General features: G+C 64.9%; 11 protein-coding genes. 4 read left to right on the top strand and 7 right to left on the bottom strand.

Annotated elements, in window-relative coordinates; translation table 11 throughout:
• The first annotated feature begins 119 nt into the window (after positions 1-119).
• Positions 120-404, top strand: coding sequence for a hypothetical protein (locus J2T07_RS14450; protein WP_306850813.1), 285 nt, complete (start codon positions 120-122; stop codon positions 402-404).
• Between the two features lie 6 nt (positions 405-410).
• Here the strand turns inward: J2T07_RS14450 and J2T07_RS14445 are convergent, their stop codons facing one another.
• Positions 411-1046 (bottom strand): energy transducer TonB, encoded by a 636-nt coding sequence (locus J2T07_RS14445; protein ID WP_306850812.1) that lies wholly within the window; start codon positions 1044-1046, stop codon positions 411-413.
• Positions 1047-1213: 167 nt separating this feature from the next.
• On the bottom strand, positions 1214-2041 hold the full coding sequence (locus J2T07_RS14440) for a universal stress protein (RefSeq protein WP_306850811.1): 828 nt from the start codon (positions 2039-2041) through the stop codon (positions 1214-1216).
• 108 nt (positions 2042-2149) lie between these two features.
• On the opposite strand from J2T07_RS14440, the gene trhA reads away from it, so the two are divergent.
• Positions 2150-2818 carry a PAQR family membrane homeostasis protein TrhA gene (gene trhA, locus J2T07_RS14435; protein ID WP_306850810.1) on the top strand — a complete coding sequence of 223 codons (669 nt, stop codon included), beginning with the start codon at positions 2150-2152 and terminating at the stop codon, positions 2816-2818.
• Positions 2819-2930: 112 nt separating this feature from the next.
• Here the strand turns inward: trhA and J2T07_RS14430 are convergent, their stop codons facing one another.
• From J2T07_RS14430 to J2T07_RS14420, 3 genes are all read right to left on the bottom strand, one after another.
• Positions 2931-4706, bottom strand: coding sequence for a DUF885 domain-containing protein (locus J2T07_RS14430; protein ID WP_306850809.1), 1776 nt, complete (start codon positions 4704-4706; stop codon positions 2931-2933).
• Between the two features lie 72 nt (positions 4707-4778).
• A complete protein-coding gene (locus tag J2T07_RS14425) occupies positions 4779-5261 on the bottom strand; it encodes a DUF456 domain-containing protein (protein ID WP_306850808.1) in 483 nt (160 codons plus the stop codon).
• Positions 5261-6031 carry a DUF3298 and DUF4163 domain-containing protein gene (locus J2T07_RS14420; protein ID WP_306850807.1) on the bottom strand — a complete coding sequence of 257 codons (771 nt, stop codon included), beginning with the start codon at positions 6029-6031 and terminating at the stop codon, positions 5261-5263. The genes J2T07_RS14425 and J2T07_RS14420 overlap by 1 nt, the downstream gene beginning before the upstream one ends.
• A gap of 93 nt (positions 6032-6124) precedes the next feature.
• Here J2T07_RS14420 and J2T07_RS14415 point away from each other — a divergent pair, with 93 nt between their 5' ends.
• A complete protein-coding gene (locus tag J2T07_RS14415) occupies positions 6125-6775 on the top strand; it encodes a serine/threonine protein kinase (RefSeq protein WP_306851236.1) in 651 nt (216 codons plus the stop codon).
• Positions 6776-6790: 15 nt separating this feature from the next.
• On the opposite strand, the gene J2T07_RS14410 is transcribed toward J2T07_RS14415, so the two are convergent.
• Positions 6791-7567: a ferredoxin--NADP reductase gene (locus J2T07_RS14410; RefSeq protein WP_306850806.1), complete on the bottom strand. Its 777-nt coding sequence runs from the start codon at positions 7565-7567 to the stop codon at positions 6791-6793.
• Between the two features lie 232 nt (positions 7568-7799).
• Here J2T07_RS14410 and J2T07_RS14405 point away from each other — a divergent pair, with 232 nt between their 5' ends.
• Positions 7800-8195 (top strand): hypothetical protein, encoded by a 396-nt coding sequence (locus tag J2T07_RS14405; RefSeq protein WP_306850805.1) that lies wholly within the window; start codon positions 7800-7802, stop codon positions 8193-8195.
• A 93-nt stretch (positions 8196-8288) separates the two neighbouring features.
• On the opposite strand, the gene J2T07_RS14400 is transcribed toward J2T07_RS14405, so the two are convergent.
• Positions 8289-11321 (bottom strand): TonB-dependent receptor plug domain-containing protein, encoded by a 3033-nt coding sequence (locus J2T07_RS14400; protein ID WP_306850804.1) that lies wholly within the window; start codon positions 11319-11321, stop codon positions 8289-8291.
• Between the last annotated feature and the right edge of the window lie 435 nt (positions 11322-11756).

The raw sequence follows: 11756 nt of genomic DNA, 5'->3' as shown, positions 1-11756 counted from the left end.
TGGGCCGTTAAACCGTCGTAACCTCCGTCTTTCAAGCCTCCCTTAAACTCTTTTCCCGCAGGCCGCATCGAAGCCCTGACCGCCCCGTGGGCGGCCACCTGTCCTCGGAGAGCAACGCCATGATCGTCCTCACCTCGCTCGTCGTCCTTGCCGTCGCCTTCTGGCTGGTCTTCGCTTTCGTCGGGATCGTCCTGAAGGTGATTTTCGGCATCATCGGTGGCGTGTTCAGCATCGTCGGCGGCATTCTCGGCGCCGTGATCGGCGGCGTGGTGATGCTGGCCATGGCCCCTGTGGTCGCGTTGGCCTTGCTGCCCGTCCTTCTGCCGGTGGCCCTGCTGGCCCTGATCGTATGGGCGATCGCCCGGGCCACGCGCAAGCCGGACGTCGTGGTGATGCCCCGCTGAGCAACCCTAGATATCGCGCAGGTCGAAGGTCACCGGGATTCGCGCCCAGGCGCGGACCGGCTGACCGTTCGCCTGTGCCGGCTGGAAGCGCCAGCGGGCCAGGACCTGATCGCGTGCCGCGTTGTCGAGTACGGGATGGCCGCTGCTGCTCTCCACGATGACTTCGGCGGGCTTTCCCGTTTCATCCACCAGTACGCGCAGCGTCACGGTTCCCTGCATGTGGGCGGCCTTCGCCACGCGGGGATAGGCGGGCGCCGGTGCCGACACGTAGGCCAGGGTGGCCTCCACCGTGGCGGAGGGCGTGGTGGGCGGGGCCACAGGTGCGCTGCCGTCGTCGGTCGGGACGGCTTGTACTGCAGGCGGCGGCACCTGCACCGGCCGGACGGCGTGACGTGGTTCCATCCGCTTCACGGGCAAGGGCTTCAGGTCGATCGGCGGCGGGGGAACGACCTTCGGTTCCGCGGGATGATCGATAAGACGAATCGACGGCGCCGGCAAGGGCGCGAACGATATCGTCGCTACCATCGGCCGCATCACGGCGATCAGCGCGGCGGCATTGAGGGCGATCGCTGCACTCATGGCCACGATACGGACGGTATCCGGATGCACTCCGGCGGGGAATGGGGGACGAGCGAACGACATGAGCCACCTCCTGCAACGTGGGGGAAGGTGATGCGCGGTCGGGAACACGGCCGGTGGGGACCGGCGGGGATCGTGTTCAGGTCCGGTGTCAGGTTAGGCTGGCTTCGAAAGCATTTGCAATAGGGCCGTCCGGACGGCCATTCCGTCAGCGGTGACCGGTATACCGGCTAGTGCGCGACGAGCATCGGCACGTCCGATTGCATGAAAAGGAAGCGGGTGGTTCCACCAAGCACCATCTCGGATAGTCGCGAGCGGCCCCAGGCTCCCATGACGATGAGGTCGGCATGTTCCGCGTGGGCGATGTCCAGCAAGGCGGGCCCGGGAGCGGCAAGTGCCGCCTCGTCGAGCCGCCGCACCTCCGCCTTCACCCCATGCGTTTCCAGCCAGCCGCAGATATCGGTATCGGGCAGGGCGCATGTGCCCACGTCTTCATCGCGGCTGCCGTCGATGACGGTCACCCTCGTTGCCTTGCGTAGCAGCGGAAGTGAAGAGCGTACGGCCAGCGCGGACTCCCGGCTGCCACTCCATGCCACGAGCACATGCTCGCCAAGGGTCGCGACCGGCGATGCTTCCGGCACCACGAGGACGCCGCGGCTGGATGCGAAGACGGTTCGCGAGACGACGCCGAAGCCTACCGGCGCGTCGCCGCGCATCGTGGACGAGCGCTCCATGACGATGAGGTCGTACCCCGCCGAGGCATGCGCGAGCAGGGTGACCGTATCCCCATTGCCGACACGCCAGTTGCCGTGGAGGTGGTGCGAGGCGAGCAGGGCGGCCCAGTCTCCGGCCACCGCCCGTGCGTCCGTCGACCGTTGACGCACGGCGTCCAGTTGCATGGGCACGGCCTCGGGCACGGTGAACGCCGCCGCCGGGAGGTCCACCACGTGCAGGGCATCCAGGCGGGCACCGAGCCGCGAGGCCATGGCCAGCGCGGCGCGCAAGCCCGCGCCCTGAGGGGGTAGCCGGCCGATGTGCACGAGCAGTTCGTGGGTCATGGCCCATGGAACAACGGGGAGCGTGCTGCGGTCAATGACCGCTGCGCCTCTACCGGGGTGTCGCATGGGTTACCCTCGACCGGCACAGACCACATCAGCGGAACATCCATGGTTATCGACAGCGCACAACCCCGCTATCCCTATGCCGAGGAAGTGGCCAGCAGCGTGATCCACGGCATCGGGCTTGTCTTGAGCATCGCGGGCCTCGCCGTGCTGGTGGCTTTTTCCGCCATGTATGGCGGCGCGCGCGCGGTGGTGGCGAGTTCGGTATTCGGCACCACCCTTATCCTGCTCTACACCGCGTCGACGCTCTATCACTCGATTCCGGGCGACATGGCCAAGCGCGTCCTGCGCACGCTCGACCACATCGCTATCTTCTTGCTCATCGCCGGCACCTATACGCCGTTCACCTTGCTCGCCCTGCCGGGTGCGTGGGGATGGGGCTTGTTCGGCACGATCTGGGCCCTGGCGATCATTGGTAGCGCGGCGGAGCTCGGACTGCTGAAGCGGTATCGGAAGGCGGCGGTGGTGATGTACGTCGCTATGGGCTGGGTGGCGGTGGTGGCGATCGAGCCGTTGCGTGACAACGTACAGGCGGGTGGACTACTACTGCTGTTCGGCGGTGGCCTTGCCTATACCGCCGGCGTACCGTTCTACATGGCGCGGAAGCTGCCGTATCACCACGCCATCTGGCATTTCTTCGTGCTCGCCGGCAGCGTCCTGCATTACCTGGCGGTGTTGTTCTATGTGATTCCCGGTGCGCCGTCGCAGGGTTGATCGCCACGTACGTGTGGAAACTGCTTTCCGCGCGAGGGCTACTTCAGGTTTGTGTGGGAGCCGACCTTGTCGGCGATGCTTGCCGGACCGGCTCCCACACAGGCTCGAAGGTTTAGCTCTTCTTCGCCTTCTTCTCCTGCTCCGGAATGAAGCGCGTGCGCACGGCTTCGGCCAGCAGGTCCGGTGGCAACAGGCCCTGGGCGATCAGGAAATCGTTGAACGCCTTGCGGTCGAAGCGATCGCCAAGCTTGGTCTGCGTTTCCGCGCGCAACTGCAGGATGCGCGTGTAACCATAGAAATACGCGGTGGCCTGGCCCGGTGAGTTGAGCGTGTAGCGATCGAGTTCCTGCCGCGCCATGGGCTCGGACAATCCCACGTCGTGCACCAGGATCTCGTGCGCCCGGTCGCGATCGATCATGCCCAGGTTGAGCATCGGGTCGAGGAAGGCGCGCGCCGCGCGCAACAGACGGAACTGCAACGCGATGAATTGTCCGGCGGGTGGCTCGTACGGCACCATTTCCGCTTCGGCGTAAAGAGCCCAGCCTTCCACGTTCACGCTGTTGAAGGCGAACAGGCTACGGGTCAACGACACGCCTTGCTCGACCATCGCCGCGAATTGCAGTTCATGGCCGGGGCGGCCTTCGTGCGCGGTCAGCGTCCATGCCGCGGCTTCGAAGGTGAAGTCGTCGTACATCTGCGTCTTGTCGCCGTCGGCCGGCGGATTGCCCGTGGTGAGCACGAAGGTGCCGCGTTGACCGGTGTTGCCGACGAAGGGCGGCGGGTCCATATGCGGCGCCGGGGTACGCGCGTTCTCGGCTTCGGAAGCGAGGCGCATGGCCATCTGGCGCTTCGGCAGTTCGACGATGCGCTGCTGGCGGATGGTCTCTTCGATCTTGCCGATGACGTCGTGATACGTCGGCTCGACCTTGTCCTTTGCCAGCTGCTTCTTCTTCAACGCCTTGAGCACATCGCGGTAATCGCCGTTGGGCAGGCCTTCCGCCTTCGCGACGACGGGCGCGAGCATCTGCAGCGCGTAGGTCGTTTCCATGAACTCCAGCTGCGCGCGGTCGATGAGGTCGTGTGGCGAGATATCGAGGCCGACCTGTTCGAGGTTATAGGCGTACAGCGGCTCCGGAAGGCGGAAGTCGGTGCGCGCATGCGGAAGCACGACCTTTTTCACCCAGGCGTTGTAATCCTTCAATTGCTGGTCGAGCTTTGCCATCGCCTCGTCGGAGCCGGCGATCTTCTTCTCGGCGAACAGCTTGCGGATGCCGTCGACATACCGTTGCGTATTGCCTAGCTTCTGCTCGACGTCGGCCTTCACGGGGCCTAGCAGGGCCTTGTCACCCAGTTTTTCCGTGGTGCGGGCGCGTGCCTGGTCGACCAGGGCCGTGCAGCCGGCCGTCATGCCGACGTAGCACTTCAGGCGTCCGAGAGCGGCCTTGTTCTGTTCCGGCGTGCTTTCAGCGTTGAGCAAGGAGAACTCACCACTGAAAACGATCTGCCCGGCATCGAACCATGGCAGGAGGTACTTGTCGTTGAGATCGATGCCCTTGATGTTGCCGTCGATCTGCTTGAGCAGAATCTGAAGATCCTGCTTCACATTGGGGTCCTTCTCCTCGGCGAGGCGCTTGCTCACTTTGCCGCGCACGTCGACCAGTGCGGCGCGCTGGCGCTGGTCGACATCGGGGCCGAGGTCCACCGTTTTCTCGTCGAATCCCTTCAGGCCGATGTCGGTGGCGGATTCGGGACTGAAGCGGGCGGTGACGTCGAGCAGTGCCTGTGCATCCGCGTTGCTGCGGGCGATCCAGGCGGGTTGTGCCGTTTCCGCGTGCAGGCCGCCGATGGCGAAAGTCACGGCAGTGGCGAGGATGAGTCGTCGGAACATGCGTATCTCCCCAGTGAAGTCCGGCGAGACTAGCTTCTGCGGACGGCGCGCGCCAATGTGCCTGATGGCCGATCAGCTGAAGAGCAGTGCGAGCCCGGCCATGCCGATCATGAGGAAGGAGATCACCACCTTGGCAAGGATGCCCACCAGCATGCCGATCCAGGTGCCGATGCCCACGTGGGCCGAGCGGAGGATGCTGGTCCCCGACCATAACTCGCCGATCACCGCACCGGCGAAGGGGCCGATCAACAGGCCGGGGATGCCGAAGAACATACCCGCCGTGGTCCCGATGCCCGCGCCCCACAAGGCGCGCGGGCTGGCGCCGATCCGTTTCGCGCCGAGCGACGCCGAGACGAAATCGAGCGCGACGCCGACCGCGCCGACGATGCCGATCGCCACCAGCCAACCCCAACCGAGGTGGCGGTATTCGTCCACGGCGGCCGCCAGCCAGATGCCGCCGAAAATCATGGGGATGCCAGGCAGCACCGGCAGAATCGCGCCTGCCACGCCACCCACGATCAACGCGGCGGCAAGCAGGTAAAGGGCGGCCTCCATCAACGGAAGGCCTCTCGGTACTCCGGCTTCAGGTAGGCCGAAAATGACTCGCTAGGCACATCGACGGCCTGGGGCCCGGCGGCGTAGGAAGCCACCTGGTAAGGCGGAAAGATGAAGGTGAGGCCATGCACCTTGTCGTCCGGCCCGGTGAGCAGACTGAACACCCGGAAGTGGTCCTTGCCCGGCGCCGTGCCTTCATCGATTTGCGCGCTGTCGGAGGCGAGCGGCTCGTCCTGGTCGTCCAGTGCCGTGAGCAATTGCCGGCGCGCTTCGGCCGCGAAGGCACTCTCGGCGGCATGCGGATCGTCGAAAAGGTCGTTTATTCCCACGACCCGCTGGTCGTCGAGGTCATAGGTGAAACTGTCGACGATGGGCGCGGGATGGGCGCCACCGGTGAAGGCCGAGCCATCGACCTGCACGTTGATGAAACGGTCGGTGCGGGCGGCCACGGCGATGTCCAGGTTCAGGTCCCACGGCAGTTCGCGCGCGCGGGCCGTGGCGCCGGGTGCATCGAGGCTGGCGAGGAAAGACTCTTTTTGCCGCTCCACATAGCGGTCGATGGCGCCACGCAGCGGTGCCGCCTTGGGCGGCAAGTCCGGGAGCTTGAGTTCCATCGTATACAGGCCCTCCCTTCCGGATTGGGTATCCTTGGCCACGTCCGTCTTTGCGGGCGGTGGCGTATCCCCATCGTTCGTCCGGTCGGCGCCGTCACGGCAGGCCACGAGCCCGGCCGTGGCGAAGACCAGCGACAGGATGTGTCGCACCAGCATGTTGCGTCTCTCCCTGCGAGGATCGCATCTTACCGTAGCTCCCCTTTAGCGGAGAGCGCGTCAACGAACCGAAGGACCAGCGTGCATACCGCGATGACGGAGTCCGTCACCCTGCTCAAGGCCGACGAGCTTGGCCGCATCGAACGCGTGGAGCGCGATGGCGTGTTGCTGATCCGTCGTGACATCGGCGCCGCCCGCTGGTGGGCCCGCTGGTTCGCCCGCCGCGCCGCCGCTCGCGAGGCGCGTGCATTGGCCCGGCTGGATGGCATCGACGGCGTGCCACGCCTGCTCGCGTGGGACGGCCGCGTGCTGGAGCGCAGCTACATGGCGGGCCAGCCGATGCAGCTGGGCAAGCCGCTCGGTGCGGCGTATTACCGCGATGCGTTGCGCCTGCTTGCCGTGCTGCACCGGCGCGGCATCGTCCATAACGACCTGGCCAAGGAGCCGAACTGGCTCGTCCGCGAGGACGGTTCACCGGGCCTGGTGGATTTCCAGATCGCCTGGACCCGGGGCCGGCGCGGCGCGCTGTTCCGCCTGCTGGCCCGCGAAGACCTGCGCCACTTGCTCAAGCACAAGCGCACCTATGCGGCGGAGCGTCTTTCGGCGCGGCAGCGCGCGATACTCGCTCGCCCGGCGGCGCATTCGCGGCTGTGGCGCGCCACCGGGAAGCGCCTGTACAAGCTGATCGCGCGGCGGATCTTCGGTTATTGGGATAACGAAGGGCAGGGCCGCATTCGCCGTTGAGGGTGCCTCGCGCCCTTATTTCTCGACGAACGCCCGCTCGATCACGTAGTCGCCCGGCTCGCGCGTGCGCGGCGACGCCTGGAAGCCCTCGCCGTCCAGCAGGACGCAGATGTCCTCGAGCATCGACGGACTGCCACAGAGCATCACGCGATCCTCCGCGTGATTCAGCTGGGGCAGGCCGGTGGTGCGCGCCAGTTCCCCGTCGGCGATGGCGTCCGTGATGCGGCCACGATTGCGGAATTCCTCGCGGGTCACCGTGGGGTAGTAGACGAGCTTCTCGCGCACCAGGTCGCCCAGGTACTCGTGGTTCGGCAGCTCGTTCTCGATGTAGCCGGAGTAGGCGAGATCGTCCACGTGGCGGACGCCGTGGGCCAGCACCACCTTGTCGAAGCGCTCGTAGGTTTCCGGGTCGCGGATGATCGAGAGGAAGGGGGCCAGGCCGGTGCCGGTGCCCAGCAGGTACAGCCGCTTGCCCGGTTTGAGGTCGTTGAGGACCAGGGTGCCGGTGGGCTTGCGGCTGACGATGATGGGATCGCCGGGCTTGAGGTGCTGAAGCCGGGACGTGAGCGGGCCGTTCTGTACCTTGATGCTGAAGAACTCCAGGTGCTCTTCGTAGTGCGCGCTCGCGATCGAGTAGGCGCGCATCAAGGGCCGCCCGTCGACCTCCAGCCCGATCATCACGAAGTGCCCGCTCTCGAACCGGAACCCTGGATCGCGGGTGGTACGGAAACTGAAAAGACTGTCATTCCAGTGGTGCACGTCGATGACGTGCTCGGTCGCCAGTGCCACCATGGTTGCTTGAACCTCGAAAAACGAAAGGGACGGGCCATCGCGCCGTGCGCGTAGCCTGGGGATCGGCTGGGGAAGCGGTCCCGTGGACCGCGCTGCCTCGCGCATGGCGTCGCACCCGCGTAGGTGCGCGCCCATGGAGCGTAAGTTTAAATCAAACCGGCGGGGTCCGCCCTGCGGGCGCCTGAACGCGCCCTGGTCTAAGATGCGGGGCCGTCCAGCAGGAGAACACCCGGTGCCCAAACCCGACTATGTCGCGGGCCAGTCCTGGACCTACCGCACCCGCCCCGGCGAGGAGGCGTCGCGCGTGGCGATTCGCCACATCGACCATGAGCCGGAAGACGGCGAGGTTTTCCACGTCTCGATCCTGGACGTGAAGCTGCGCAACCACCGGTTGCCGGGAGGCATGCAGCGGGCCATGAACCACGCCGCCGTATCCCGGGCCACGCTCGATGCGAGCCTGCTCGCGTTGGCAGGCGAGGCCGATGCGGACGAAAGCTGGCGCGATGGATACGCCGTCTGGCGCCAGGCTTACGACAACGGTGACGCGGGCATCTTCGAGATCCCGGTGAGCGAGATCCTCGGTTACATCGAAATGGTGGTCGCGGCCTCGGGCGAGGCTCGACAATAAAAAAAAGGGCGCCCGGTCTACGGAAACCGGCAGGGGAGAGTCCGGTTTCCGTAGAGGGGCGCAAGTGTCACACAGGGATCTGGGTTTCTTCGCTTAGAAGTCGTAGGTCACCGCGAGGCGGCCGTAGCGCGGATCCTGGGTGTAGAGCGGTACGCGATAGATCGTGTTGAGCGTGTTCGCCGGACCTTCGCTGGCCGGGTAACGGAACGTCGCCCGCTGCTGGTTCAGCACATTGAAGACGTTGGCCGAGAAGGCAAGCTTCTGGCCACCCCAGGATGGACGATAGGTCACGCCGAGATCGAGCTGGAATGTCCAGGGCAGGCGGCCATGGCTACCCGGGGGCGAGGGCTGTCCATTACACCAGCGGTACGAACTGCCGTAAGACACCGGATCGGTGTGGTTCGGGCCGTAGTAGCCGGTACAGACTTCGGGGGCTCCGGAAATGGCCTGCAGGTTGCCCGACAGCTGCCATTCCGGCAGGAACTGCCAGTAACCGTACGCTTTGACGACGTGCGTGTGGTCGTTGCCCTGCGGACCGTTCGAATACTCCATGACGTACTTGTTGTCCCAGTCGACGCTGCCGGCCGCGCCGCTCTGGCGGGTGTCGGTGCGTGCCTGGCCCTCGGTATTGCCGTAGCTGCGCGAGAACACGTAGTCGAGCTTGCCGTACCACACGCCGTCGAAGCTGTGCTCGATGAATGTCTCGAGGCTGTAGTAGCGACGCTTCAGCGCGGGGAAACCGATTTCCTTGCGGCTGAGCGGTACTTCGAACGCGTTGCCGTTCGGGTCGAGCAGTGTGAAGGTGTTGGACGCGCCGCCATTGACCAGGTAGCAACTGTTGGTCGAGCCGACGGTGTATCCAAGTGCCTCCGCCTTGTCGGTCACGAGCGCGACGTCGCAGAAGTCGTCGATGGCGCTGCGCAGGATGCGCTGGGTGGCCTTGGCACCGTACACCCAGTGATCGCCGAAGGACTTGTCGAAGCCGAGGATGAATTCATCCTGGTGCTCCGCCTTCAGGTTCTTGCCGGCGACGGTGCGCGGGTCGGGCGGTATGCCATACGAATTGTTTGCCGATACGGGGGCGCTGATCTGGGTGAGCCCCGTGGGCGCGCCAGTCGAATCGATGCCCGAATACGTGTAGTACTGCTGGGTGGAGGTATACCCGGCAGCCGCGCCCGTGGCAGGGTTGAGTGGCAGGCCCAGGTAATAGCGGCCGGCATTGGCGAATACCTTGAACGAACCGTCGCCGTTGACGTCCCACGATGCGCCCAGGCGTGGCGCCCACTGCGGCTTGGTCTGTGTGATGAATTCCTGGCCGAACTGGTTGTAATCGGTGAACTGGTCGTTGCGCAGGCCGATGGAGAGCAGCCAGGTATCGCTTACCTGCCATTTGTCCTCGATGTACTGCGCTTTCTGGTCCGACCGGACATTGACCAGGTTGTCCACGACGTTACGGCTGACGTAATAGCCGTCCGCGCCGTTCGCGAAGCCGGCGGTGCCGGGAACGAAGTTGATGCCGGGCGCATCCGAGATCGGCTGCGTCGGATCGTCTTGCTGTCCGTAGTTCCAGGTGTAGCCTGGGCCGGGGCTGTGCGTGCCGAATTCCACGGCCTTCGACTTCACGTTGTCGATACCCACGGAAATCGTGTGGTCGCCCAGCGTGTAGGCGACGTCGAAGCGGAAATTGGTAGCCTTGTTGCCACGGCCTGGCGCGCTGATATCGTCGACCTGGTTGTTGCGAATCGCGGAGCCGCCGTTGAGCGCCGGATTCTGATTCTGCGAACTGTCGACGCGCACCAGGGTGGGATCATAGTTGCCCGGCTGGTCGTAGTTCTTCGTGTTCATCTTGCCGTACATGGCGCTCACCGTCAGGTTGTCGGTGATGTAGCTCGTGTACTTGGCCACCCACAGGTCGCCACCGGTCTTGGTGTCGTCCACTGGACCGATGGTGCTGGTGCGGTTGAGGTTGACATAATCGTAGTTGTAACGCGTGCCCGAACCTTCGCGCTTGTCGCCCGCACTGGTCAGCTCGAGGATGTTGCTGTCGTTGATGTTCCAGTCGAGCTTGGCGTACCAGCGAGGCGACTTATAGTCGTTGGTCGATGAAGGCGTGTTGCTGCCGACGGAGTTGACGTTACGTTGGCCCTGTTTCTCGAATTCGCCCGCCACGAAGAAGAACAGCTTGTCCTTGATCAGCGGGCCGCCGGCGTACGCACTGACCGTGGTGGTCCAGCGATCGTTCTGGCTCTTCGGCTGGTAAAGATTTCCCGCTGGGGCCGATGAGGGTACGCGTGCGTAGTGCAGGTCGTCGTTGCTGGCGCGCGCCCAGGCGGGCTCCCAGAGAAGCTGGGCACCGAAATGCCACTCATTGGTGCCGCGTTTACCGACCTGGCTGATCACGCCGCCATCGGAGCGGCCATACTGTGCGCTATAGCCGCCGGTGTACACCTCTTGCTGGTCGATCGCACCGTAGGGGAGTTGCAGGCCGCCGACGGCGTTGAGTGGGTCGGTGGTGTTGAAACCGTTGATGTAATACGCGTTCTCGTTGGCTGCGGCACCGCCGAAGCTGGCGACGGAGCGGCCGGTATCGCTGGTGAAGCCGCCACCATTGTTGACCACGCCGGGCGCCAGCCGGGCGATTGCTTCGGCCGTGCGGCCCAGCGGCAGCTTTGCAAGTTGCTCCGAGGTGATGACGGTGCGCGAGTCCACCGAAGTGACGTCGATGTTGGGTAATGCGGTACCGGTGACGGTCACGCCCTGGAGACTGGTGGCATCGCTGGCGTTGCCTGCCGTCGCCGGAGGAGCGTTGAAGGAAACGTCCGTGCTGGCGCCGACACGCAGGGCTACGTCTTTCCGGGTATCGATGGTGGTGCCGTCGCGAACGAGGCTCACGGCGTAGGTACCCAGGGGCAACTGCGCGATGGAATAGCGGCCACGCTCGTCCACTGGCACTTCGCGGCGGAAGCCGGTGCCACTTTCGATCACGATGGTTTCGTTGCCACCCGCCGGAACGGAGCCGTTGATGGCGCCGGTGGTGGACTGCGCGTAAACGCTCGAAACGCCACCCAGGCAGGTACATACCGCCAGTGCGAGTGCGCTCCTGCGAGAGAGAAACTGCTTCTTCATGCCTTCCCCGAAAAATGATGCCCCAGAAAAAGACGGCAGCACGGGACCGCGGCGCCGGGCCCCCGCCCGGCGCTGAGATATGGAGTCTCGAAGACCCCTCCCGCGCTCCATCGCTGTGCTCCCCATTTGCCTCGATCCAAATGGGTCAAGCCGACGGTTTACAGCACGTCGGCTGCGTTGTCCAGCGGCCGAAAGACACACCGGGATAGCCGTCCAGCCGTCCAAACGCGTTGTCGCGTCGCAGCAGAAAATGATGTAACCATGGGGATTTGTGGAGTTTTATGCGTTCGAAAGAGCTTGCCGGAAACGTGCCTGCACGGTGTCGGCGGGCGCCGTAAAAATTTACGCGGCGGCCCCTTGGGGAGTCCCTACCTGTACCGGATGGGGGTCGTGGGTTTGGATCGAGGCAAATCTCGTGCCAAGTTCTTGCGGTCG

Source organism: Luteibacter jiangsuensis, from assembly GCF_030812295.1.
In the GTDB taxonomy this organism is placed as follows: domain Bacteria; phylum Pseudomonadota; class Gammaproteobacteria; order Xanthomonadales; family Rhodanobacteraceae; genus Luteibacter; species Luteibacter jiangsuensis_A.
This window is presented reverse-complemented; position numbering and strand designations above follow the sequence as displayed.